We start from the raw sequence: 24,512 nt of genomic DNA, 5'->3' as shown, positions 1-24,512 counted from the left end.
CCCATGGACTCCCCCCACGCTGACACGCCCCCCGGCGAGGACCAGAGCTCTCGCCCCGGATCGAACCTCAACCGCGACCCCTCCGACCCCGACCGCCGCTTCGTGACGGCGGGCCAGATCAGCGGGTCACGCACCCCGCCTCCCGAGCGCCAGCAGGAGCTCTGGAACACCGTCTTCGGCGACAACTACCAGGCCATGGGCGACCAGGACGCCCTGGAGGACGAGCCGGGCAAACCCGTCTGGATGTACGCTCTCGGCAGCTCGGTGGCGGTCGCCCTGGTGGTCGCGCTGATCTGGGCGTTCCTGGCGGGACCGCTGGCGAGCGAGGACCCGGCGAGCTCCAACGTCGCCGCGCAGCCCTCCGCCTCGCAGAAGCCGCGCTCCACCAAGACGTCGTCCTCGATCGGCCCGCTGCCGAAATACTCGGGCAAGCCCGCCCCCGTCATCGGCAGGATCCCGGACGCGCCGGCCCGCATCTCGGTCCCGCGCCTCGGCGGCACCTGGCGGCTGGACCAGCGCGCCACGGTCAAGGCCACGTACGGCTTCGACACCCGCCAGTACGTCCAGGTCGCGCCCGAGCGGTACGCGCAGCTGATGACGGGCCCGCTGTCGCAGCGGCTGGCGTCGTACTACGAGCAGGACGACCTGGAGCCGGTCATCAAGCAGGTCGTGCTCTCCGCCCGCAGGAGCTTCTTCCCCAAGGACAACAGGGTCCGCAAGATCGCCCAGCAGGCGATCAGGGTGGGCGACTCCACGGGACGGCTGATCGCGTACTCGCTGACGTCGCAGACCGAGAAGGCGACGATCGTGACGATGGCCGTCAACACCGGCGGCAATGTCCCGGCCATCGTCTACATGTCGATCCCGGCCGAGAGCAAGCAGCTCCTGCCCGACGTCCGCACGGTCATGAACCAGATCAGGCTGGCGTCCTGACCTCGGCCCTGACGGCTAGAAGACGCATTCCATGTGCTTGATGCCGTTGATGAAGCTGGAGTGCAGGCGGTCCGGCTTGCCGCCCTCGATCTGCGGGACGCGGCGCAGCAGCTCGCGGAACATCACCGTGATCTCCCTTCTGGCCAGGTGGGCGCCGAGGCAGAAGTGCGGGCCGGGGCCGCCGAAGCCGACGTGCGGGTTGGGGTCGCGGGTGATGTCGAAGCGCAGCGGGTCGGCGAACACCTCCTCGTCCCTGTTGGCCGCCCAGTAGTACAGGGCCGCCTTCTCGCCCTTGCGGTAGAGGTGGCCGTTCATCTCGTGGTCGCGGGTGACCTTGCGGCGCATGAAGTTCACCGGGGAGGCCAGGCGGACGATCTCCTCCACGGCTCCTGGCGCGCGCCCGTCGATGTCGTCCAGCCAGAGCGCGCGCTGGCCTGGGTTCCTGGTGAGCAGGCGCAGGCCGTACGAGATGGCGTTCCTGGTGGTCTCGTTGCCGGCCACGACCAGCAGGATGAAGAACGAGCCCAGCTCCTGCATCGTCAGCCGCTCGCCGTCGATGTTCGCGTTGACCAGGGATGACGTGAGGTCGTTGGTGGGGTGGTCGGCGCGGTGGGCGGCCAGGTCCTGCACCAGCTGCTGCAACTCCATGCCGGCGGTGAGCAGGCGGTCGGCGATCTGGGTGAGGTCGCCGCCGGTGTATTCGGGGTCGAAGCCGCCGAGGATGATGTTGGAGCGGTCGAAGACGAACTGGTAGTCGCGCTCGGGGATGCCCATCATGTCGCAGATGATCTTCAGGGGCAGGCGCGCGGCCACCTCGGTGACGAAGTCGCAGCCGGGCCCCTTGGCAAGGAGGTCGCCGACGATGGCGCCCGCCGCCGTCTCGACGTCCGCCTCGAACTGCTTGATCATCTTGGGCGTGAACGCGCGTGAGACGATCCTGCGGAGCCTCGCGTGCCGGGGGTCGTCCATATTGATCATCGAGCCGAAATACTCGGTGAACTCGGCGGGCATGTCGGGGATGTTCGTCGCGCCGCCCTGGCCGGAGCTGAAGACCTCCGGATTACGGCTGGCCTCGAGGATGTCGGCGTGCTTGACCAGCGCGTGATAGCCGGGCCCCTTGGGCGCGAAGGAGATCTCCATCTCCTCGAAGAAGGCGGGCGTCTCGCGCGAGCGCAGCCGCTCGAACGCCCTCTCTCGCTCGTCCATGGGCCTGGCCCAGAACTCGGGGTCCGACAGATCGAAGTCGAGGACGCTCATGTGGCCATCATTCGGAAAGCGGCCACTTACGTCAATGGTCCGGACGTACACCGTACGTATCCGCTGGACATCCGGGTGGCCCGCGCGGTGGAGGAGGCGCTCCGGGTGAGCCCGCCGGGGCAGCACCCGGAGATCGCGGTGCTCAGAAGCCCATCGGGCGGATCTGGGTCAGCTCGGCCGAGGACGCCGGGCCGAGCCAGTCGAGGATGAGCCGGTTGACCTCGGCGGGCCGTTCGAGATGGAGGAAGTGCCCGGCCCTCGCCACCTGCCGCACCTGCGAGCCATCCGGCAGGAGGCCGGGCGCGTCCTGCGCCATCTCGGCGCTCAGGCAACCGTCCTGGGCGCCGTGCAGGTAGAGGACCGGCCCGGTCACCTTGGACTCGACCTCCGGATAGCGGCCGGAGGGCGGCGTGGTGCCGAGCATGGACCGGTAGTAGCCGATGGCCGCCCTCAGGTTGGCGGGCTCGCCGATGCTGCGCCGGACGAACTCGAGGTCCTCGCGCGCGTCGTACCCCGGCGACCAGTCGCGCCAGAGGTCGGCGATGAAGCCGGGCCGGGCGGCGGCGGCCTCGGCCACGCCCGTCTGGAACAGGAAGACGTAGAAGGAGCGCTTGAGCTGGTCGTAGTCGAGGAAACGACCGCCGAGGGCGCCGGGCGGCGGCACGGCGAGGGCCACGGCCCTGCGGAAGCGGCCGGCGGCGCGGTAGACGGGGAAGGCGCCCCAGTCGTGGCCGACGACGACCGCGTCCGCGTCGCCGCCGAGCTCCTCGTGCAGCGCACGGACGTCGGCGACCAGCGCGGCCTCCTCGTACGCCCCGTCGGCGGGGACCTCGGTGGGCGCGTAGCCGCGCATGAACGGCGCGACCGCGCGGTAGCCGCGCTCGGCCAGCGCAGGCATCAGGTGGCGCCAGGTGTGGGCGGTGTCGGGGAAGCCGTGCAGGCACAGCGCCAGCGGCCCCTCCCCCATCGTCAGATACGCGAACTCCACCCCATTGGCGTGGACAGTCCTGATCTCCATGACTGCGAAACCTAGCATTCGGCCCGCCGCCGGAGCACCCGCTCCCGCCGCGGCGGCGGCCTCACCAGGAGTAGCGCAGGTGCTTGATGCCGTTGATGAAATTGGACAGCAGGTGGTCCGGCTCGCCCTCCGCCCTGATGCGGGGCAGGCGGGTGAACAGCTCGCGGAACATCACGGTCATCTCCCTGCGCGCCAGGTGGGCGCCCAGGCAGTGGTGCGGGCCAGGGCCGCCGAAGCCGACGTGCGGGTTGGGGTCGCGGGTGATGTCGAACGTGTCGGGGTCGGTGAAGACGGCCTCGTCGCGGTTGGCGGAGTTGTAGAACAGCAGCACCTTGTCGCCCTCCGCGTACGCGGTGCCGTTCAGCTCGTGGTCCCGCGTGAGCGTGCGGCGGAACTGGATCACCGGCGTGGCGTGGCGCACGATCTCGTCGCAGGCTCCGACGATGCGGCGGTCGAAGTCGGCGAGCAGCAGCTCCCGCTGGGCGGGGTGGTCGGTGAAGAGCTTGAGCCCGTGCGCGATCGCGTTGCGGGTGGTCTCGCTGCCCGCCACCACGAGCAGGATGAAGAACGAGCCCAGCTCCTGCGACGTGAGGTGCTCGTCGCCGTTGACCAGCAGGCTCACCAGGTCGCCCGTCGGCCGCCGGCGCCGCTCGTCGCCCAGCCGGGCGGCCAGCCGGTTGAGCGAGAAGCCGGCGTGCAGCAGCTTGGCCAGGCCGCGGGCGACGTTGACGCGGCTGAGCTCGGGGGCGATGCCGGTGTATTCGGGGTCGGCGTTGCCGAGAATGACGTTGGTCCGCCGCAGCACCATGCCGTGAAATTTCGGAGGGATGCCCATCATGTCGCAGATGACGCGTACGGGAAGCTTGGCGGCCACCTGGGCGACGAAGTCGCCCGGCCCCTCCTCCACCGCCCGGTCGACGATCTCCGCGGCCGCCCGGGCGAGGTCGTCCTCCATCTTCGACAGGATGCGCGGCGTGAACGCCCGGGAGACGATCCGGCGCAACCGCGCGTGCCTCGGGTCATCCATGTTGATCATGGAGCCGAAGTAGACGCTCAGCCAGCGCGGCATGTCGGGAACGCTGTTGGAGCACGGCTCGCTGCTGAACACCGCGGCGTTCCTGCTCGCCTCGACCACGTCGGCGTGGCGGACGAGCGCGTAGTAGCCGGGGCCGCCGCCGACGAACGGCACGGCCTGCTCCCGGACGAACACCGGCCGCTCGAGCGCCCGCAGCTTCTTGAAGGCCTCCATGCGCTCGGCCTGCGGCAGGGCCCAGAACGGGATCTGCGAGAGGTCGAGGCCGGCGGAGAGCGTCATACCTTCCAAGCCTTCTGCAAGTGACCACTTACGTCAAGGGCGCTTCACCCCGCACCCTTGATCAGGTCGGCGCCCTTCTCGCCGATCATGACGGCGGGCGCGTGGGTGTGGCCGCGGTTCAGCGTCGGCATGATCGACGCGTCCACGACCCTGAGCCCTTCGACGCCGCGTACCCGCAGCTCGGGGTCCACGACGGAGGCGTCGTCGACCCCCATGCGGCAGGTTCCGACGGGGTGGTAGAGGGTCTCGGCGCGCTCGCGCACCCACTGCGCGAGCTCCTCGTCGCTCTCCGGCCCCCAGTACGGCGCCATCGGCCCGCCCGCGAACGGCTTCATCGCGGCGGTGGTGAACACCTGCTTGGCCGTCTTCAGCCCCGCGACCAGGCGTTTGACGTCGGCCTCCGCGGTCAGGTAGGCGGGGTCGATCACCACGTCCGTTCCGCTCAGCCCGACCCTGCCGCGGCTGTCCGGCTGCAGCAGCACGACCCCGACGGTGAGCCCGTGGCCGGCCGGCTTGGCGAGACCGTGGTCGACGAACGGCACGGGCGCGTAGACCAGCTCGATGTCGGGCGCGGGCTCCTCGTCGGAGGTCCTGATGAACGCCACGGCCTCGCCGACGTTCGTGGTGAGCATGCCGGAGCGCAGGACGATGTAGCGCAGCAGGTTGCCGATCGACTCGGCCCTGGTCAGCGTCACCGGTTGCCGGCACTCGACGAACACGCCGGAGGAGAGGTGGTCCTGCAGGTTCTTGCCGACCTCGGGCAGCTCGCGCACGACGGGCACCCCGGCGTCGCGGAGCTCTTCCGGCGCGCCCACGCCTGAGCGCATGAGCAGGTGGGGCGAGCCGATCGTGCCGGCGGACAGGACGACCTCGCGCCTGGCCCCGATCCGGGCGCCGCCGTACTCGACGCCGACTGCCCGGCGGCCGTCGAACAGCACCCGGTCGACGGGCGCCCCGGTGATCACGTGGAGGTTGGGCCGCTTCATGGCCGGGTGCAGGTAGGCGTCGGCCGCGCTCCATCTGCGGCCGCGGCGCTGGGTGACGGGTGTGGGGCTGTAGCCCTCGTTGGAGCGCCCGTTCAGCTCTCCGAGCCGGGATAATCCCAGCTCCTCGCAGGCCTGGAGGAACGCGGCGGTGGTGACGTTGGGGCTGCGCAGCTCGGAGACGTACAAGGGGCCGGTGGTGCCGTAGACGCCGCCCTCGTTGCTGCCGACCCGGCGTTCGGCCCTGGTGAAGTAGGGCAGCACGTCGTCGTAGGTCCAGCCGGGCACGCCCCACTGGTCGTAGTCGCGCTGGCAGCCGCGCACCCACATCTGGGCGTTCATGGAGGACGAGCCGCCGATCACCCTGCCCCTGGGCCAGTAGAGCTCGCGGCCGGACAGCTCGCCCTGCTTGGCGGTGGTGAAGTTCCAGTCGTCGTCGGTCTTGAACAGCTTGGAGAAGCCCGCGGGCATCCGGATCTCGAGCTTGCCGTCCCGCCCGCCCGCCTCGACCAGCGCCACCGACACACCCGGATCCTCCGAGAGCCGGCCGGCCAGCACGCAGCCCGCCGACCCCGCCCCGACGATCACATAGTCGTACTCCATGACCCTCCTTGGGAGTGTTTGATCCTTGCTTACTCCAGGCGCAGGGGCACGTCCATATCCCGAGGTGCCCCCCGTCCCTTGCGGCGGGCCGTGTCCGGGGCGCCACAGCGGGAGAAATCGCGATTTTGCCCTACCGGCCGGTATGTTGCCCCTGCGAAGATGGCGCCGAAGCCTGCTGAGAGGGAGGAAGGCGTCATGCTCAATCTGTCGGTCGTCCTGGAGGACAGCGCCAGGAACACCCCCGACGGCACCGCGATCGTCTTCGGCGACATGCGGCTGCCGTACTCCATGATCGACACTGTCGCCAACCAGGTGGCCAACCTGCTCGTGTCGCGCGGGATCGGCACGGGTGACAAGGTCGCGCTGGCGTGCCCGAACCTGCCGTACTTCCCGTTCGTCTACTTCGGCATCCTGAAGGCCGGTGCCACGGTCGTGCCGCTCAACGTGCTGCTGCAGTCCCGCGAGATCGCCTACCACCTCGACGACAGCGACGCCAAGGCCCTGTTCTGCTTCGAGGGCACCCCCGAGCTGCCGCTGGGTGAGCGCGGGAAGGCCGGGTTCGAGGCGGCGGCCGGCTGCGAGCACTTCTTCGTCCTCCCCGCCACGCCACTGGCGACCGAGTCGGAGCACGGCGAGTCGATCTGGGCCGCGCTCGGCGGGATGGCGAGCGAGTTCGCGACCGTGCAGACCGCGGCCGACGACACCGCGGTGATCCTCTACACCTCGGGCACCACCGGCCAGCCGAAGGGCGCCGAGCTCAGCCACCAGAACATGCTGATGAACGCCATGGTCAGCGACACGATGTTCCCCGACACCGAGGGCGGCGACGTCTACCTGGCGGTGCTGCCGCTCTTCCACTCCTTCGGCCAGACCGTCGTCATGAACACCGGTTTCCTGCGCGGCTCGACGATCGTGCTGATGCCGCGCTTCGACCCCGGCGAGGCGCTCGCGCTCATGGCGAAGGAGAACGTCACGTTCTTCGCCGGGGTGCCCACGATGTACTGGAGCATGCTCTCCAAGATCCACGCGGACGGCGTGGAGGTGCCGCGCTCGCTGCGCGTGGCCGTGGCGGGCGGCGCCTCCTCGCCGGTCGAGGTGCTCAAGGACTTCGAGCAGACGTTCGGGGTCGGCATCCTGGAGGGGTACGGGCTGTCGGAGACCTCGCCGGTGGCCAGCTTCAACCAGCCAGGCCGGCCCGCCAAGCCGGGCACCGTGGGCACGCCGATCTGGGGCGTGGAGATGAAGCTGGTCGACAGCGACTGGAAGACCGTCGAAGGGGAGGGCCCCGGCGAGATCGCCATCCGCGGCCACAACATCATGAAGGGCTACTACGGCCGCCCCGAGGCGACCGCGGAGGTCATGCGCGACGGCTGGTTCAGGACGGGCGACATCGCGACCCGTGACGCCGACGGCTACTATTCCATCATCGACCGCTCCAAGGACATGATCATCAGGGGCGGGTTCAACGTCTACCCGCGCGAGCTCGAAGAGGTGCTGATCACCCACGAGGCCGTCTCGCTCGCCGCCGTCGTCGGGATCGCCCACGACTCCCACGGCGAGGAGATCAAGGCGTACGTCATCCCCGCGCCGGGCGCCACGATCACCGAGGACGAGTTGATCGCCTGGTGCAAGGAGAACATGGCGGCCTACAAATATCCGCGCATCATCGAGTTCCGCGACTCGCTGCCGATGACGGCCACGGGCAAGATCCTCAAGCGGGAGCTGCGCTAGGAGCGACGCGCCGGGCGCGTGCCTCCCGCGCCCGGCCCTGATCGACGGCATTCCTGTCACCACCGAGAGAAGGGGAACGCTGCCGCATGCCCGGCTACCACGAGCGCTACATCGTCATCACCGGAGGACCAGGCTCAGGGAAGAGCACGCTGGTCGAGCACCTGGGCGCCCGGGGGTTCGCCACGCGGCCCGAGGCCGGGCGGGCGATCATCCAGGACCAGGTGGCGATCTCCGGCCGCGCGCTGCCCTGGGTGGATCCGGAGTTGTTCGCGGAGCTGATGTTGTCGTGGGACCTGCGGTCGTACCGCACGGCCGCGGGGCCGGGACCGGTGGTCTTCGACCGGGGGCTGATCGACACCATCGGCTACCTGCGGCTGCTGGGGCGTCCGGTGCCGCGGCACCTGCTGACCGCGGCCGAGACGTTCCGCTACCACCGGCGCGTGTTCGCCGCCCCGCCGTGGCCCGAGATCTACGAGCACGACAACGAGCGCAAGCAGAGCCTCGAGGAGGCCGAGCGGACCTACGAGGCGGTCGTACGAGCGTACGCCGACCACGGGTACGACGTGGTGGCGCTGCCCAGGGCGCCGGTCGAGGAGCGGGCCGCGTTCGTCGCCGGCGCGGTGCCCCTGGAGTGAGGCGGCCCACACCGGCGCCGGCCCGGCCGCGGCTCGGGCGCTCGGCCACGTTCCCGTCACGGCAAGGAGGACCCGATGCCGGCGCTCTTCGACCTGGACAACACGTTGATCGACCGGCTGGACGCGTTCCGGCGGTGGACGGCCGAGTTCGCCTCCGAGCGAGGGCTGGGCAAGGGCGCGGCGTGCTGGATGGTGGAGCTGGACGCGAACGGCTCCGTGCCGATGGAGACGTTCTTCGAGCTCGTACGCGAGCGCTTCCGGCTGCCCGAGCCGGCCGGGGAGCTGTGGCGGGCCTACCGGGCACGGTTGCCGCATCTGGTGTCGTGCCGGGCCGAGGTGCTGGCGGGGCTCGACCGGTTGCGGTCGGCCGGCTGGGCGGTGGGCGTCGTGACGAACGGGATGGCCGACAACCAGACGGGCAAGCTCGAACGGACGGGGCTCGCCTCCCGGCTGGACGGCTGGGCGATCTCGGGCGCGGAGGGCGTGAGCAAACCCGACGTGCGGCTGTTCGAGATCGGCGCCCGGCGGTGCGGGGCGTCCCCGGCGGCCGGTGGCTGGATGGTGGGCGACGATCGATAGCGTGGTTCGCGTGCAAGATCGGCCGGAGGACTTCGACGAAGGGCTGCTGCGTCCCGCGCTGCGCGCGTGGGGCGTCCAGGCCGCCACGCTCGACTACGCGCCCGTCGGGTTCGGCGACTATCACTGGGTCGCGGGCGCCGGGAGCGGGCGGCGGTGGTTCGTCACGGTCGCCGACGTACGGCGCCGGACGTTCGACGGGCTGGGGCTGGCCATGGACACGGCGGCGGCCCTGCGGGAGGAGGCGGGGCTCGGTTTCGTGGTGGCCCCGCTGCGCGGCTCCGACGGCACGACGCTGCGGCGGCTCGACCGGCACCGCTACGCCATGAGCGTCTTCCCGTACGCCGACGGGACCGCCGGAGAGTTCGGCGACGAGCTGGCGGCCTCCGATCGCGGCGCCGTCATCGAGCTGCTGGCCGAGCTGCACGCGACGCCTCCTCCGCTGCCGACGCCGCCGCGCCCGCCGGAGCCGGCCGGCCGGGCCGTCCTGGAGCTGTGCCTAAGCGAGCCGGACCGTCCCTGGCTGGGTGGCCCGTTCTCCGAGCCCGCCAGGGAGCTGATCGCGGAGCATACGGGCACGCTGCGCCGGAAGCTGGCGGAGTTCGACCAGCTGGCGGGCACGCTCGGGGAGCCGGTCGTGACCCATGGCGAGCCGCATCCGGGCAACCTGCTGCGCGCGGACGGCCAGTGGTCCCTGGTCGACTGGGACACCGTCGGCCTGGCTCCGCCCGAGCGCGACCTGTGGCTGGTCGCCAAGGAGCCGGGCGACCTCGCCCGGTATGCCGAGGCCACGGGCCGCACGCCCGATCCGCGGGCTCTGGCGTTCTACCGGCTGCGGTGGGCCCTCGACGACGTGGCCGAGTTCGTGGAGTGGCTGCGCTCGCCGCACGGGCGCACGCCGGACGCCGAGCAGGCCTGGGAGTCGCTGGCCGGCACTCTCGCAGAGCTGCGCGCGACCTCCTGACGGCGAGCCGAAAGTTTCAGCCGGCGTCGCCCTCCGCCCGGGCCCTCTTGCCAGCTCAGCGGGCGCCGATCGCACGGATCGAGACAAGGATATTGCCACAGTGAAAGTTTCTCTTCACACTCGCAATGTTTCAGCCGAGCGGGAGGGGAACCCGATGAATCTCAGAGCCCGAACAGCAGGCGCCGTGACGGCCGCCGCGGCCCTCGTCATCGCCGGCCTGATCACGGCGGCCCCGGCGTCCTCGGCCCAGCTGACGGAGGTGACCGGCTTCGGCGCCAACCCCAGCAACCTGCGCATGCACCTGTACGTCCCCGACGGCGTCCCCGCCCGCCCGGCGATCCTGGTGGCCGTGCACTACTGCACCGGGTCCGGCCCCGCCTTCCACTCCGGCACGGAGTTCGCCTCGCTGGCCGACCGGCACAAGTTCGTGGTCATCTACCCGTCGGCGACCAGGAGCGGCTCCTGCTTCGACGTCTCCTCGCCGCAGGCGCTGCGGCACGACGGAGGCAGCGACCCCGTCGGGATCGTCTCCATGGTCAGGTACGTCCAGGAGCGCCACGGCGCCGACCCCGGCCGCACCTACGTCACCGGGGCGTCGTCCGGCGGCATGATGACCAACGTCCTGCTCGGCGGCTACCCCGACGTGTTCGAGGCCGGAGCGGCGTTCATGGGGGTGCCGTTCGGCTGCTTCGCCACCACCGACGGCTCCAGCTGGAACAGCGCCTGCGCCAACGGGCAGATCAGCAGGACGCCGCAGCAGTGGGGCGACCTGGTGCGCGCCGCCCATCCCGGCTACAACGGCCCCAGGCCGCGCATGCAGATCTGGCACGGCACCGAGGACAGCACGCTGCGCTATCCGAACTTCCAGGAGCAGATCAAGCAGTGGACCGACGTCCACGGCCTCAGCCAGACGCCCAGCCGCACCGACCGGCCGCAACCCGACTGGACCAGGACCAGGTACGGCGGCACCGGCACCACCCCGCCCGTCGAGGCGATCAGCATCCAGGGCGTCGGCCACAGCCTGCCCCAGAGCGGGATGGCCGCCGCGGCCATCGACTTCTTCGGCCTGTCGGACGGCGGCGACCCGACCACCTCGCCGACCACCTCGCCGACCACCTCGCCGACCGTCACGCCGGACCCGCCGGGCGCCTGCCGGGTCACGTACACCATGAACAGCTGGAACACCGGCTTCACGGCGGCCGTCACGATCACCAACACCGGCCCGTCCCAGGTCGGCTCGTGGACCCTCGCCTTCACCCTCCCCTCGGGCCAGACGGTCACCTCCGCGTGGAACGCCACCGTCTCACCGGCCGGCGGCCAGGTCACGGCCACGAACGCCCCCTACAACGGCACGATCGCCCCGGGCGCGTCGGCGTCGTTCGGCTTCCAGGCCACCCACGGCGGCGACACCGCCGAGCCGGACTCCTTCACCCTCAACGGCGCCACCTGCACGGCCTCCTGACGGGAGAGCGGCTTTACCTGCACCCCATCGATTCCCTACAGTAGGTAGCCGTCCGGCCACGTAGAGGAGCGATCAGCAAGGAGAGCACGTGGGCAGGCACGCGAAGCCCCACAACCCCGAGGAAGATCCGCAGGACTCCCAGGAGGACTCCGGCCAGGACGAGCAGCACACCAGCCGGGGAAAGCACGCGAAGAAGCAGAGCTAGCCCGCCGGCCCACCCTCCAGCACGGGTGGGCCGGCTCCCCGTGCGGCTCTTGACGGCGCGTGTAAGGTTTCCGAAGTGCTTGATCGGCATCCGCGACAAAGGTGAGCCCATGTCATACCCCTCGCATGATCGCTATGATCGCCGCCCTGGATCGGCCGGACCACGGGTCAACCCGGCGCGAGTGTGGGGAGGAGGGGTCGCCGCAGCCGTCGTGGCCGCACTGATCGCGGTGGTCGGCGTGATGATCAGCAAGAGCCTGCTCGGCATCCGCGTGATCGCCCCCGACGGCGATCCCGTCTACGGCAGCGCGGCGACCACGGGCTACGCGATCTCGGCCGCCGCGGCCGCGCTCGTGGCCACGCTGCTGCTCTTCGTCCTCATGCTCTCCACGCCCGAGCCGGCCAAGTTCTTCAGCTGGATCGCCGGGCTCTTCGCCGTCATCATCACGATCCTGCCGTTCATGCACTCCGCCGATCTCCTGGAGCAGGTCGCCACGGCCGCCATCAACCTCGTCATCGGCATCGCCATCGCCTCGCTGCTGACGTCGATCGGGCGTACGGCCCTGATGGAGGGGCCGGAGCCGGAGCCTCACCCGTACGAGCAGCCTCGGGGCTACGATCCGCGCGGCTACGACCAGCCCCGCGGATACGACCGGCCGCACTACGAGCAGCCCCGCCACGAGCAGCCCCGCTATGAGCAGCCGCGCCATGACCGGCAGGGTTACGAGCGGCAGGGTTACGAGCAGCGCGGCTACGAGCGCCGCGACCACGATCCGTACGACTGACGGCACCCCTCACGCGGGAGGACCGGCCGGCCCTCCCGCGCAGGCCGTCACGGCCAGTCGACCGCCGGCCGCAGCGGCATCCCCGACCGGCCGTTCCGGTCGAGTTTGACGCCCAGCACCTGGTGGAGCTGCACCTTGTTGCGCTCGAAGCCCACGATGCAGCCCGCCATGTAGAGGGCCCACACCCGGGCCGTGCCCATGCCGACCTCCTGGACCGCGTCGTCCCAGTTGGCGTCGAGGTTGTCGCACCAGTGCCGCAGGGTCTTCGCGTAGTGCTCCCTGAGGTTCTCCTCGTGGCGGATCTCGAAGCCGAGGTCCTCCATCTGCCTGACCAGCAGGCCCACCGACTCCAGCTCGCCGTCGGGGAAGACGTAGCGGTTGATGAAGCCGCCCTTGTTGAAGGTCTTCTCCCTGCCGGTCGGCCGGGTGATGCAGTGGTTGAGCAGGCGCCCGCCGGGCTTCAGCTTCCCGTTCAGGAAGGAGAAGTAGGCCTGCAGGTTGGCCTTGCCGATGTGCTCCGTCAGGCCGATCGAGCTGACCGCGTCGAAGCCGGTTTCCTGGACGTCGCGGTAGTCCATGAAGCGGATCTCCGCCAGGTCCTCGAGGCCGGCGTCGGCGATGGCCTTCTGCCCCCACTCCGCCTGCTGCCTGCTCAGCGTCACGCCCAGAGCCTTGACGCCGTAGTGCTGGGCGGCGTGGATGACCATGCCGCCCCAGCCGCAGCCCACGTCGAGCAGGCGCATCCCCGGCTCCAGCCCGAGCTTGCGGGCCACCAGGTCGAACTTGGCGAACTGGGCCTCCTCGAGCGTGGAGCCCTCCGAGGGGAAGACGGCGCACGTGTAGGCCATGGACGGGCCCAGCACCCACGCGTAGAAGCGGTTGGAGACGTCGTAGTGGTGGTGGATCGCCTCGGCGTCGCGCTGCTTGGCGTGGCGGGAGCCGAGCCTGGCAAGGGCGCTCTGGCGCATCTCCTGCGGGGGCGCCGGCACGCGCATGAGCAGCGGCTTCATGCCGAGGGCCCGGACGGCCGCGAGCTTCTCCGACGTCGTGAGGTCGTTGGTGGTGATGTTCCACATGCGGTCGAGCAGGGTGTAGAGGTCGCCCTGCACGTCAAGATGCCCGGAGACGAACGCCCGGGCCAGGCCCAGCTCTCCGGGGGCCTGGGCGAGGTAGGCCACCGCGATCGGGGACTTCACCTCGATGGCCAGGTCTGCCCCGTCCGGCCCGGCCTTGCTCCCGTCGTAGGCCGTGAACGCGACATTCGCGTCAGTGCCGACGATCTTCTCGAAGATGGTTGCCAGCGCCATCCGTGTTTCACCTTCCCCGTACACACTTTTCGTACAGGTCCAGCAGGCGACCGTTCGGGTCGTATTCCCGCTTGACCGGCCGGTAGGCCTCGCCGTTGTACAGCTGCCAGAACTGCTCCGGGGCGTAATAGGAGGTCGAGTAGAGCGACTTGTGCCCGTCGAGCTCGTGGACCGACCGCTCGATGAGCCGGTTGTAGTAGCCGTCGAACTGCCCCCGCGGCAGCGGCACCATGCCCCAGAATCCGAAGTTGACGTACAGTTTGCCCGGCTCCAGCGGATAGAGCGGCCAGCGCGAGCCGGCGCGGAGCGGGCACATCCACACAGGTGTCATGCCCACCTTGTCGTGGAAGAAGTCGAGGAACTCGGCGCCGCGCTCGACCGGGACCTCGACGTCCTGGATCACCGACTCCTGCACGGGCTGGTCGCGCCACCGGTCGACGCGGGCGGTCAGGCCGAATTTCCGGTCGAGCGCCACCAGCCTGCGGTAGACGTCGGAGCGCATGTAGCGGCGTGGCATGAGCGAGCGGATCACCGGCTGCTGCACGCCGAAGGCCCGCGAGCACCAGAACCAGTCGGTGTCCCAGCGCCACAGGTAGTCGCGGACGGTCAGCCAGTCGCGGCTGCGCTGCCGGATCGACTGGTAGTAGATGCGCATCCCGGTGTAGTCGGACACGTAGGGGGCACGATCGGCGAACCGGCCGAGCGTCAGGTACATCTCCCCCGGCGTGAAGAAGACGCCGTCCACGAAGTCGACGGTCTCGCCGTCGTGGACCATGCTGTCGCAGATCTCCTGCATGGCCAGCATGCACTTGCCCGCGTCGGTGAACCTGACGTGCGTGAGATGCACGTACGGCTGCACCTTGCGGAGCCTGATCCGGATGCGCAGCGCGTAGCCCAGCGTGCCGTAGGAGTTGGGGAACGCGCGGAAGAGCTCGCGGTGCTCGTTGTCCTCGCGGGCCACGACGACGCGCCCGTCACCGGTGAGGATCTCCAGTTCCTCGACCGACTCGTGCGGCAGGCCGTCGCGGAAGCTGGTGGACTCGATGCCGAGCCCGGTCACGGCGCCGCCCAGCGTGATGGTCTTGAGCTGCGGGACGACGTAGGGCATGAGCCCGTGCGGCAGCGTGGCGTCGACCAGGTGTTCGTACGTGGTCATGCCCTGGACCTCGGCCGTCATGGTCTCCGGGTCGACGCTGATGACCTCGTCGAGGTCGCGGGCCGAGAGCTTGGCCGTGCGGCCCTGGGCGCGGAACCTGAAGAGGTTGGACGTCGATTTGGCCAGCCGGGGCGTGGCGCCGCCCGGGATCTCGGCGTAGGACCGCCGGATCTGCTCTACTGCCCGCTGGTGTGTCGACATCGTCGTCGTCACGGAAGCACCCCCTTGAGCCGGTAGAGATCGCCCGTAAGACGTTATCTCTCACGGGCGGCCCGAACCAGACCGGGGTCGTTAAAGACACGAAAACTGTTCATCGTGCCAGGTGAATCGCCTGCATGGTAGGCGATTACGTAAACTTTCTGGAGATCAACGGTCCTACACCGTTCAGCACGGCGTCCACCTTTCTGCCCTCGACCGCCGCGGTCAGGTTGTCCAGAGTGGCCGTGAGCAGGCGGCCGGTGGACTCGGGGGTGACGCCCGCGACGTGCGGGGAGAGCAGCACGTTCGGCAGGTCGCGCAGCGGATCTCCGGAGGGCAGGGGCTCCACGTCGAAGACGTCGAGTGCCGCTCCGCCCAGGTGCCCGGAGCGCAGCGCCTCGGTGAGCGAGCCCTGGTCCACGACTCCGCCCCTGGCCGCGTTGATCAGCAGGGCGCCCCGTTTCATGCGTGCCGGGTCGATGAGGCCGCGGGTCTCGTCCGACAGCGCGATGACGACGACCACGACGTCGCCGGCGGCCACGAGCGAGTCCAGCGCCTCGAAGCCGGGGTCGGGGCGCGGCGTGCGGGTCCAGTAGGACACCTCGCAGCCGAGCGCGCGGAACAGCTTGACGCACTCCGCGCCGATCGGTCCGTAGCCGACCACGCCGACGCGGCGGCCGCGCAGTTCGTGGGGCTGCAGGCCCTGCTGGGGCCACTCGCCCGCGCGCACGGCCGCGTCGGCGGCGGCCAGCTTGCGCGACAGCGACAGCGTGGCGGCCAGGCACCACTCCGCCACCGCGACGGCGCTGACGCCGGGCGTGTTGGCCAGCGGCACCCCGGCCGCGGCCAGGGCGTCGAGGTCGTGACCGTCGACGCCCACGGACGGCTGCTGCACGAATGCCAACCGGGGCGCGGCGCTGACCGCCTCGGAGTCAAGCACGAGCGTGCCCGTCCAGTCGCCGAGCACGATCTCCGCCTCCGGGAGCGCCGCCAGGAGCGCGTCGCGGTCGCGGGCCGCGGGAACGCGCACGGTCACCCGGTCGCCGAGCGGCGCGAGCAGGCGGCGCATCACCTCTTCGGGGAGCGGCGGCAGGGCGAGCAGATTCCAGGGTTTCATGCGCCTACGGTAAAGCTGCTGATCACCTGCCGCATCAGCTCCCTGTTGCGGCGCCACTGCCCCTCGGTGACCGTCCAGGACAGGATGTAGGCGGTGTCGCCGATCGCGACCGCCCTGCGCACCTCGCGGTAGCGCACACCCGGCCGCACCCAGCGAGCGTCGCCCGCCTCGCCGGCCGTCCAGGAGAACTCCCACTCCACGGCTTGGGCGCCCTGGTGGGTGACCCGCCTGAGCCCGCGGTTGACGACGTTGACGGCGTTCTGCTGGAACGTCTCCTCGGAGTCGCGGATGATCTGGTGCGGGTCGAGCTTGGCGTAGACGGCCTCGACCCCGAGGTGCGCGCTCCTGTCCCTGCGGGTCCATTCGGTGTACGCCTCGGCGAGCGCGCCGCGCCAGCCCGTCGGCCGCATGATCGACCAGCCGTCCCGCGACTTCCACGCCCGCACGATCGGGACGGCCCTGGTCACGCTCGGCGTGGGCGTCGGCGAGGCGCTCGGCCGCGTCGCCGTGGCGACCGGCGTGAGCGGGCTGCTCACCGCGGCCGGGCGCGTGGTGGTGCGCGGCGCACCCTCCGCCGGGGCGGCGAACTCGAGGTACGCCACCGTGCCGCCCGCAAGGACCAGCACCGCCGCGGCGCCGGCCGCGAGCAGCGCCCGGCCGCGGCGCCTGCCCGGCTTCCTCTCCTCGACGTGCTGGTCGTCGTTCGAGGGCCGATTCGCGATGATGGCCGCGAACAGCCGGTCGGCCTCCTCCGCGTCGATCCGGTCCTCGGGCTCCTTCTGCAGCAGGCCGCGCAGCACCTCATGCAGGGCCGGCGGGATCCTGCGGTAGTCGGGCTCCTCGTTGAGCAGCGCGTTGAGCGTCGCCATGGGTTCGCCGCGCTCGAACGGCGAGCGCCCCACCATGCAGGCGTACAGCGTGGCCCCCAGCGACCACAGGTCGGAGGCGGGTCCGGCGTCGGCGGCGCGGACCCGTTCCGGCGCGAGGAAGCTCGGCGAGCCGGTGACCATGCCGGTCTGGGTGAGCGACGCGTCGCCCTCGGCGGTGGCGATGCCGAAGTCGGTGAGCACGGCGCGGCCGTCGTCGGCCAGCAGGATGTTGCTGGGTTTGACGTCGCGGTGCAGGATGCCGGCCTCGTGCGCGGCCCTCAGCGCCGACAACACCTGCCGGCCCACGCCCGCCGCCTCTCGTACGGGCAGGGCGCCGGTGGTGAGCACGACCTCCTCGATCGACGGATGCCGCACCAGCTCCATCACGATCCACGGCCGGCCGCCGTCCTCGGCCACGTCATAGATCGCGACCACGGACGGATGGTTGAGCTGGGCCGCGGTGCGCGCCTCGCGGGCCGTACGCAGGAGTTGCCGCTCCTGGTCGGCGGGCGAGAAGCCCTCGGGCAGCAGCAATTCCTTGATGGCCACCTGCCGATTGAGCAAGGTGTCGCGGCCTTCCCAGACCACGCCCATCCCCCCGCGGCCCAGTTCGCGCAGCAACTGGTAGCGCCCTGCGATGAGGCGGTTGCTCTCCGAAACCATGTCCTACCCCTGTAGCGGCGAGCGCCTGCCACGGGACGACCGCTGGACGCGGGAGTCCGTGGAGGCGCGAACGCCTTCTGCAGACAACCGCCCTACGCGGCCGCCTGTAGACCATCCGAACAGTGGGCAAGTTTCCCATACCTCCCCCAACTTCGCGGGAAGGTCGCGAAGGTCGCGGGGCTCGGAAGGGCGGCTTGCCACGGGCGACCGAAGGTTGTTCTACTGGAGCTGGGCTCACACCGAGGAGACGTACATGCCTGATGATCGCCGTGGCCCGCTGGCCGGAGTGCGCGTGCTGGAACTCGCCGGACTCGCTCCAGGGCCGTTCGCCGGGATGATGCTAGCCGATCACGGCGCGGAAGTCCTGCGTGTGGACCGTGTCAAGGCGGTTTCCGACCGGCCGCGCGCCGATGTCATGGACCGGGGCAAGCGCACGATCGGGCTGGACCTGAAGGCCCCTGAGGGCCTGTCGGCGTTCAAGGAGCTGGCCCGGCACGCCGACGTGGTGATCGAGGTGTTCCGGCCGGGGGTGGCCGAGCGGCTCGGCATCGGGCCGGACGACCTGCACGCAGTGAACGAGCGGCTGATCTACGGCCGGATGACGGGCTGGGGGCAGGACGGGCCGCTCGCCTCCACGGCCGGGCACGACATCGGCTACGTCGCCGTTTCCGGCGTCCTGTCGATGCTGGGCCGCGAAGGTGACAAGCCGACGCCGCCGATCAACATCCTCGGCGACTTCGCCGGCGGCGGGCTCATGCTCGCGTACGGCGTGCTGCTCGCCCTGTTCGAACGGGAGCGCACCGGCAGGGGCAGAGTGATCGACGCGGCCATGGTCGACGGCGCGGCGATCCTGTTCTCGATGTTCTACCAGGCCGTGCAGAGCGGCCACTGGGGACCGCGCGGCACGAACCTCCTGGACACCGGCGCCCCCCAGTACGACACCTACGAGACCGCCGACGGCGAGTACGTCGCGGTGGGGGCGCTGGAGCCGCAGTTCTGGGAGGCCATGGTGACCCTCATGGGCCTGACCGACCTGCCCGACAGGAACGACAGGTCGCAGTGGCCGGCGCTGAGGGCCCGCCTGGCGGCGGAGTTCAGGACGCGGACGCGGGCCGAGTGGGAGGCCCTCTTCGAGGGTTCGGACGCGTGCGTCTCCCCCGTGTTGTCGATGGCGGAGGCCGCCGCGCACCCGCACAACGTCGCCAGAGGCGCGTTCGTCGAGGTCGGCGGCGTGACCCATCCCGTGCCCGCGCCCCGCCTGCTGGGCGTGCCCGCCCAGGACCTGTCGCCCGCCACCCGCCAGGCCGACCTGTCGGGATGGGGCCTGTCGCCGGAGGAGGCGGAGAAGCTGCGCGCCCAGGGAGTGCTCGCCTAGCGTGCCCTCGCCACGGCGTGGGCCGAATAGTCCTTCAGCGCAATCGAGTCGTGCAGGCGCACCCCCTTGGCGGCGCCGATCTTGCTCGCCGCCCTGGTCACGGCCGCCGGCAGGTGATTGATCAGCCGCGCGGCCTGGACCAGCGTCCACACCTCGAACCGGCTGCCGGGCACCAGGCGCTTGGCCGCGGCGATGGCGAAGGCCCGGCTGCGGCGCACGTACGCGCCGATCTCCGCCTCGTAGGCGGGGAAGGCCCGCGTGTGGTCGCCGCCGTGGGCGGCCAGCTCGCCCGCCAGGATGTACGCCCCCACGACCGCGAGGCTCGTGCTGCCCCCGACGGCCGGGCCCGGGCAGTAGCCGGCGTCGCCGACCAGCGTCACCCGGCCCCGTGACCAGGTGTCCAGGCGGAGCTGGGTGATCGAGTCGAAGTAGAAGGCCGACGTACGGTCCACCTCCTCCATGAGCCGCGGCACCTCCCAGCCCGCATCGGCGAAGTGCTCGCGCAGGCATTCCTTCTGGCGTGCGACGTCCCTGTGGTGGTAGTCGAGCGGCTCCGGGGTCCTGAACAGGAACACGGCCCGCGCGTCGGCCATGTGCGCCGCGCCGTAGAGCGCCGCCATCCTGCCGACCCCCGCCAGGCCCTCCATCCGGCCGTCGAGCCCCAGGTGGTTGGGCACCGAGGCGACGGCCAGGTAGGCGCCGATCCACGAGGTGAAGCGCGACTCGGGGCCGAAGACCAGGCGGCGCACGTTCGAGTGCAGGCCGTCGGCGCCGATCACCAGGTCGTACGCGCCTGTCCTGCCGCTGTCGAAGACCACCTCCCCGCCGTCGGAGATCGAGGCGATGGAGTCGCCGAAGACGTAGCCGGCGTCGTTCCGGGTGGCGTCGTAGAAGATCTCGCTCAGGTCGTCGCGCATGATCTCGACGTGCCGGTCGGAGACCGCCGTCATGAGGCGGCGCACCTCCACGTCCACGGGGCGCGCGTGCCCCTCCCTGTACACCGTGAGCACGTCCGTGCCGGTCCTCCTGGCCAGGACCTGCCGCAGCACGCCCATCTGCTCGACGATGTCCATGGCGGGCCTGAACAGGTCGATGGCGTGGCCGCCCGTCTTCCGCAGCGCGGGAGCGCGTTCCACGACGGTGACCTCGAAGCCGTACCTGCCGAGCCAGTACGCCAGCGCCGGTCCCGCCACGCTCGCACCCGAGATGAGGATTCGCACCGCACTCTCCTTACTTAACGGATGGTAAGTGCGACGCTAGCACAGGCCCTTACTTAACGATAGGTAAGGGATAGCCTTGGCCCATGCCCAGTGACACCAAGGCCCGCATCCAGGCGGTCGCCCGCGAACTGTTCGCCGAGCAGGGCGTGCGCAACACCAGCCTGCGCCAGATCTCAGACCGGCTGGGCATCACCAAGCCCGCGCTCTACTACCACTTCGCCTCGCGCGACGACCTCGTGCGCAGCATCGTCCAGCCGCTGATCGACGACCACGACAGGTTCGTGACGGCACGAGCGCCCGGCGACCCGCGCGAGCTGCTGGAAGACTATTTCGAGATGATCTGGCGGCACCGCCAGGTGCTCGTCATGGTGCTCAACGACCTGGCCACGCTGGGCCAGCTCGACCTGACCGACCGCCTGTTCGACTGGCGGCGCCGGCTCGTCGGCCTGCTGCTCGGCGCGGACGTCACGCAGGAGCAGCGCATCCGGGCCACGGTGGCGCTCGGCGGGATGTCCGACTGCGCGGTCGAATACGCCGGCCGGCCGATCGAGGAGGTCAAGCCGACGGCCGTCCAGGCGGCGGCCGCCGCGCTCGGCCTCTGATCCACCCGTGTCCGGCCCTCGCTAGAGCGCGATGAACAGATCGGCGCCGTCGCGGTGGTGCACCTCCAGATCCGTGGTGAACGCCCGCGCCGGCGAACCGCCCGACTCGGTGTAGTGCCACACCTGCTGCCACGCCTCCACGAGGGCCTGCGGCATCGAGCCGCGGGCCTCCACCTTCAGCGACTTGGCCGCCGGCACCCGGACGGCCACCATGCCCTCGGGCAACCGCGGCACGGTGCGCACGCCGATGCCGACGATCTGCGTGAAAGCCCCGTTGTGGTCGCTCTCGTAGTCCGTCAGCACGGCGTAGAGGTTCTCGTCCACGCGTCCCGGCACGTGCGCGAAAGCCCCCGGCGCCCCCGCCCGCTTCCAGAGCGTGGGCAGCTTGGCGCGCTCCGGATCCTTCTCGTCGGCGTTCGTGGTACGTACGGCGAAGCCGACCACGGTCAGCTCGGCCCGTTCGGTGACGTCCACAGGCCCTCCCTCCCCCAAAAGTGTCCCGGCCGATCATAAGCCCCCGAGAAAGGGGGAAACCCTTGGCACACCCTGTCGCCACATAAGATGGATGAACGTGAAGTTTCTTAATGACCTCGAGCCTCCATACGATTTGACCTACAGCGACGTGTTCATGGTCCCGTCGCGGTCGTCGATCGGCTCGCGGCTCGCGGTCGACCTCTCGTCCAACGACGGCACCGGCACCACCATCCCCCTCATCGTGGCCAACATGACCGCGGTCGCCGGCCGGCGCATGGCCGAGACCGTGGCGCGGCGCGGCGGCATCACCGTGATCCCGCAGGACATCCCGCTGGACGTCGTGGCGAACGTGGTCGACTGGGTCAAGAAACGCGACCTCGTGCACGACACGCCGCTCACCCTCACCCCGCACGACACGGTCGGCGAGGCGCTGCAACTGCTGCCCAAGCGGGCGCACAACGCCGTCATCGTGGTCGACTGGGACAACCAGCCCGTCGGCGTCGTGACCGAGGCCGACTGCGAGGGCGTGGACATGTACACCCAGCTCTCCGAGGTCATGTCGAGCGAGCTGCTGACGCTGCCCGCCGGGCTCGACCCGCGCACGGCCTTCGACCGGCTGCACGAGGGCCGCCACCGGCTGGCGCCCATCGTCGACGCCGGCGGGCGGCTGGTCGGCATCCTCACCCGCATGGGCGCGCTGCGCGCCACCCTCTACCAGCCGGCCGTCGACTCCCGGGGCCGCCTGCGCATCGCGGCCGCCGTCGGCGTGAACGGCGACGTGGCCGCCAGGGCCGGGGAACTGCTCGACGCCGGGATCGACTGCCTGGTCGTGGACACCGCCCACGGCCACCAGGACAAGATGATCTCCGCGCTGCGCGCCGTCAAGGCGCTGGACGCCCCCGTCCCCGTCGCCGCCGGCAACGTGGTGACCGCCGAAGGGGTACGCGATCTGGTCGCCGCCGGCGCCGACATCGTCAAGGTCGGGGTGGGCCCCGGCGCCATGTGCACCACGCGGATGATGACCGGGGTCGGCCGGCCGCAGTTCTCGGCCGTCGTCGAGTGCGCGGCCGAGGCCCGGCGGCTGGGGCGGCACGCGTGGGCCGACGGCGGCGTGCGGCACCCGCGCGACGTGGCCCTGGCGCTGGCCGCCGGCGCCTCCAACGTGATGATCGGGTCCTGGTTCGCGGGCACGTACGAGTCGCCGGGAGACACCCGTACGGACGCCAACGGGCGCAAGTACAAGGAGAACTTCGGCATGGCCTCCGCGCGGGCCGTGCGGCTCAGGACGGCCGACGACTCGGCGTTCGAGCGGGCCAGGAAAGCCGTGTTCGAGGAGGGCATCTCGACGTCCAGGATGTACCTGGATCCCAAACGGCCCAGCGTGGAGGACCAGATCGACGCCATCGTGGCCGGGCTGCGCTCGTCGTGCACGTACGCGGGGGCCTCGGACCTGGAGGAATTCCACCGGCAGGCGGTCGTCGGCGTCCAGAGCTCGTCCGGCTACGCGGAGGGCATGCCCCTGCACCAGAGCTGGTGACCGCACGGCCGGACGGCCGGACGGCCCGGCACGGCGCCTGCCGTCCCCCGCCGCCCACGACCGGTGCCGGGCCAGGAGGTCCGAGACGGCGTCGCCGCCCTCGCAGTGGTGCCGCGGCGCGGGCCCGGCGAAGCGGCCGGAGCGTCAGGTACGGCGCCAGCCGCCCGCGGCGTTGATGCCACCGTCCACGTGAACCGTCGTCCCCGTGACGAACCTGGCCAGGTCGCTGGCCAGGAACACGGCCGCCCCCGCCGCGTCCCGGGGGTCGCCGAGGCTTCCGAGCGGCGGCACGCGCACCGGGTCATAGGGCAGCGGGCGGGCCAGCATGCGCTCGCGCACACCCGCCTCGCCCTCCGTCCGCAGCGCGTCGGGCGCGATCGCGTTGACCCTGATGCCCCTGGGGGCCAGCTCCAGCGCCAGCGACCTGGTCAGGCTCTCCAGCCCGGCCTTCATCGCCGCGTACACCGCGAACCCGGGCGCAGCCTGGTGCGCCTCGCTGGAGGTCACGTTGATGATGCAGGCCCCCTCGGACATCATCGGCAGCAGCCGCCTGGTCATGCCGGTGACCTGGGTGAAGTTCTCCTCGATGAGGATCTGCTCGCCGCGCGGCGAGGTGTCGGCGAACGCGGCGTGAAAGGTGCCGCCCGCGTTGTTGACGAGCACGTCCACGCGGCCCCAGCGCTCGCGTACGGCCTGCGCGAACACCTCCACGGCCACCTGGTCGCGCACGTCGAGCGTCATCGCCAGCTCGCCCTGCGGCTTGTCGCGGTCGCAGACGGCGACGTGGGCCCCGAACGCGGCGAAGGCCTCCGCGATCGCCCGCCCGATGCCCCTGGTTCCTCCGGTGACCACGGCCACCCGGCCGGTGAGCATGACCGCATCGGGAGACAGCGCCGTCTTGGTGTCCGGGTCGCTGGAGCGGCTCGCCGACAGGCCGCTCCCGTCAGGAAACGGAGGAGTCACGAACGACGACGATATCCCGAGCGCATAGAGTCGTCGGGTCAGTTCTCATCGTCAACAGGAGCACTTCGTGGCACTCGAGAAGCCCGAGATCGACTTCCCCGGGGGCAACCCGCCCGCCGACCTGGAGATCGTCGACCTGACCGTCGGCGACGGCCAGGAGGCCAAGCCCGGCCACAACGTACGCGTCCACTACGTGGGCGTCGCGTTCTCGACCGGGGAGGAGTTCGACGCGTCGTGGAACCGCGGCGAGGCGTTCGAGTTCCCCCTCGGCGGCGGGCGGGTCATCGCCGGCTGGGACCAGGGCGTCGCGGGCATGAAGGTCGGCGGCCGGCGCAAGCTGGTCATCCCGCCGCACCTCGGCTACGGCAGCCGCGGCGCGGGCGCCCGCATCAAGCCGAACGAGACGCTCATCTTCGTCGTCGACCTGCTCGGCGTCAGCTAGATCGCTGATGTGAAATTCGGTGATCGGCTGCGGGCGTGACGAAGGGCGTCCATGGTCGGTGTGTGAAGACTGACTTGGACGCCCTTCTGACCGCACTCTATGTGCATCTGGACGATCACGTGA

At 70.7% G+C, this 24,512-nt stretch carries 22 protein-coding genes; 11 read left to right on the top strand and 11 right to left on the bottom strand.

Annotated elements, in window-relative coordinates; translation table 11 throughout:
• On the top strand, positions 1 to 933 hold a 933-nt coding region (locus E1292_RS51740; protein WP_165974958.1), incomplete at its 5' end, for a hypothetical protein.
• 15 nt (positions 934 to 948) lie between these two features.
• On the opposite strand, the gene E1292_RS37825 is transcribed toward E1292_RS51740, so the two are convergent.
• From E1292_RS37825 to E1292_RS37810, 4 genes are all read right to left on the bottom strand, one after another.
• Positions 949 to 2,190 (bottom strand): cytochrome P450, encoded by a 1,242-nt coding sequence (locus E1292_RS37825; protein ID WP_132602722.1) that lies wholly within the window; start codon positions 2,188 to 2,190, stop codon positions 949 to 951.
• A 142-nt stretch (positions 2,191 to 2,332) separates the two neighbouring features.
• Positions 2,333 to 3,208, bottom strand: coding sequence for an alpha/beta fold hydrolase (locus tag E1292_RS37820; RefSeq protein WP_132602719.1), 876 nt, complete (start codon positions 3,206 to 3,208; stop codon positions 2,333 to 2,335).
• 61 nt (positions 3,209 to 3,269) lie between these two features.
• The gene (locus E1292_RS37815; protein WP_132602713.1) at positions 3,270 to 4,523 is read right to left on the bottom strand and encodes a cytochrome P450; all 1,254 of its coding nucleotides are present in this window, start codon (positions 4,521 to 4,523) and stop codon (positions 3,270 to 3,272) included.
• A gap of 44 nt (positions 4,524 to 4,567) precedes the next feature.
• Positions 4,568 to 6,109, bottom strand: a complete 1,542-nt coding sequence (locus E1292_RS37810) for a GMC family oxidoreductase (protein ID WP_132602710.1) — start codon at positions 6,107 to 6,109, stop codon at positions 4,568 to 4,570.
• 195 nt (positions 6,110 to 6,304) lie between these two features.
• On the opposite strand from E1292_RS37810, the gene E1292_RS37805 reads away from it, so the two are divergent.
• From E1292_RS37805 to E1292_RS52350, 6 genes are all read left to right on the top strand, one after another.
• Entirely contained in the window at positions 6,305 to 7,840 is a 1,536-nt protein-coding gene (locus E1292_RS37805) for a long-chain-fatty-acid--CoA ligase (RefSeq protein WP_132602707.1), read from the top strand.
• Positions 7,841 to 7,926: 86 nt separating this feature from the next.
• Positions 7,927 to 8,475 (top strand): AAA family ATPase, encoded by a 549-nt coding sequence (locus E1292_RS37800; protein WP_132602704.1) that lies wholly within the window; start codon positions 7,927 to 7,929, stop codon positions 8,473 to 8,475.
• Positions 8,476 to 8,550: 75 nt separating this feature from the next.
• On the top strand, positions 8,551 to 9,054 hold the full coding sequence (locus E1292_RS37795; protein ID WP_132602701.1) for an HAD family hydrolase: 504 nt from the start codon (positions 8,551 to 8,553) through the stop codon (positions 9,052 to 9,054).
• A 10-nt stretch (positions 9,055 to 9,064) separates the two neighbouring features.
• On the top strand, positions 9,065 to 10,015 hold the full coding sequence (locus tag E1292_RS37790; RefSeq protein WP_220447259.1) for a phosphotransferase: 951 nt from the start codon (positions 9,065 to 9,067) through the stop codon (positions 10,013 to 10,015).
• 154 nt (positions 10,016 to 10,169) lie between these two features.
• On the top strand, positions 10,170 to 11,477 hold the full coding sequence (locus E1292_RS37785; RefSeq protein ID WP_132602698.1) for an extracellular catalytic domain type 1 short-chain-length polyhydroxyalkanoate depolymerase: 1,308 nt from the start codon (positions 10,170 to 10,172) through the stop codon (positions 11,475 to 11,477).
• A 314-nt stretch (positions 11,478 to 11,791) separates the two neighbouring features.
• Positions 11,792 to 12,466 (top strand): DUF6069 family protein, encoded by a 675-nt coding sequence (locus E1292_RS52350; protein ID WP_281284123.1) that lies wholly within the window; start codon positions 11,792 to 11,794, stop codon positions 12,464 to 12,466.
• 47 nt (positions 12,467 to 12,513) lie between these two features.
• Here the strand turns inward: E1292_RS52350 and E1292_RS37775 are convergent, their stop codons facing one another.
• From E1292_RS37775 to E1292_RS37760, 4 genes are all read right to left on the bottom strand, one after another.
• A complete protein-coding gene (locus tag E1292_RS37775; RefSeq protein WP_132602695.1) occupies positions 12,514 to 13,773 on the bottom strand; it encodes an SAM-dependent methyltransferase in 1,260 nt (419 codons plus the stop codon).
• A 7-nt stretch (positions 13,774 to 13,780) separates the two neighbouring features.
• Entirely contained in the window at positions 13,781 to 15,130 is a 1,350-nt protein-coding gene (locus E1292_RS37770; RefSeq protein ID WP_132602728.1) for an FAD-binding oxidoreductase, read from the bottom strand.
• A gap of 145 nt (positions 15,131 to 15,275) precedes the next feature.
• Positions 15,276 to 16,244, bottom strand: coding sequence for an NAD(P)-dependent oxidoreductase (locus tag E1292_RS37765; protein ID WP_132602692.1), 969 nt, complete (start codon positions 16,242 to 16,244; stop codon positions 15,276 to 15,278).
• A complete protein-coding gene (locus E1292_RS37760) occupies positions 16,241 to 17,776 on the bottom strand; it encodes a serine/threonine-protein kinase (protein WP_132602689.1) in 1,536 nt (511 codons plus the stop codon). Before E1292_RS37760 ends, E1292_RS37765 begins: the two co-directional genes overlap by 4 nt.
• 253 nt (positions 17,777 to 18,029) lie before the next feature.
• Here E1292_RS37760 and E1292_RS37755 point away from each other — a divergent pair, with 253 nt between their 5' ends.
• Positions 18,030 to 19,151 carry a CaiB/BaiF CoA transferase family protein gene (locus E1292_RS37755; RefSeq protein WP_132602686.1) on the top strand — a complete coding sequence of 374 codons (1,122 nt, stop codon included), beginning with the start codon at positions 18,030 to 18,032 and terminating at the stop codon, positions 19,149 to 19,151.
• Here E1292_RS37755 and E1292_RS37750 read toward each other — a convergent pair.
• Positions 19,148 to 20,371, bottom strand: coding sequence for an FAD-dependent monooxygenase (locus tag E1292_RS37750; RefSeq protein WP_132602683.1), 1,224 nt, complete (start codon positions 20,369 to 20,371; stop codon positions 19,148 to 19,150). The two genes, E1292_RS37755 and E1292_RS37750, sit on opposite strands and share 4 nt — an antisense overlap.
• 83 nt (positions 20,372 to 20,454) lie before the next feature.
• On the opposite strand from E1292_RS37750, the gene E1292_RS37745 reads away from it, so the two are divergent.
• The gene (locus tag E1292_RS37745) at positions 20,455 to 20,973 is read left to right on the top strand and encodes a TetR/AcrR family transcriptional regulator (RefSeq protein ID WP_132602680.1); all 519 of its coding nucleotides are present in this window, start codon (positions 20,455 to 20,457) and stop codon (positions 20,971 to 20,973) included.
• Between the two features lie 21 nt (positions 20,974 to 20,994).
• Here the strand turns inward: E1292_RS37745 and E1292_RS37740 are convergent, their stop codons facing one another.
• Positions 20,995 to 21,447, bottom strand: a complete 453-nt coding sequence (locus tag E1292_RS37740; RefSeq protein ID WP_132602677.1) for a GyrI-like domain-containing protein — start codon at positions 21,445 to 21,447, stop codon at positions 20,995 to 20,997.
• A gap of 97 nt (positions 21,448 to 21,544) precedes the next feature.
• Between E1292_RS37740 and E1292_RS37735 the strand changes: the two genes are divergently transcribed.
• A complete protein-coding gene (locus E1292_RS37735; protein WP_181958353.1) occupies positions 21,545 to 22,984 on the top strand; it encodes a GuaB1 family IMP dehydrogenase-related protein in 1,440 nt (479 codons plus the stop codon).
• A 144-nt stretch (positions 22,985 to 23,128) separates the two neighbouring features.
• On the opposite strand, the gene E1292_RS37730 is transcribed toward E1292_RS37735, so the two are convergent.
• A complete protein-coding gene (locus E1292_RS37730; protein WP_246090606.1) occupies positions 23,129 to 23,947 on the bottom strand; it encodes an SDR family NAD(P)-dependent oxidoreductase in 819 nt (272 codons plus the stop codon).
• 67 nt (positions 23,948 to 24,014) lie between these two features.
• On the opposite strand from E1292_RS37730, the gene E1292_RS37725 reads away from it, so the two are divergent.
• Entirely contained in the window at positions 24,015 to 24,389 is a 375-nt protein-coding gene (locus E1292_RS37725) for an FKBP-type peptidyl-prolyl cis-trans isomerase (RefSeq protein WP_132516184.1), read from the top strand.
• The last annotated feature ends 123 nt before the right edge of the window (positions 24,390 to 24,512 follow it).

The organism is Nonomuraea deserti (genome assembly GCF_004348685.1).
GTDB classification, from domain to species: Bacteria; Actinomycetota; Actinomycetes; order Streptosporangiales; family Streptosporangiaceae; genus Nonomuraea; species Nonomuraea deserti.
The sequence above is the reverse complement of the archived record's forward strand: the minus strand, read 5'-3'. Positions and strand labels throughout refer to the sequence as shown.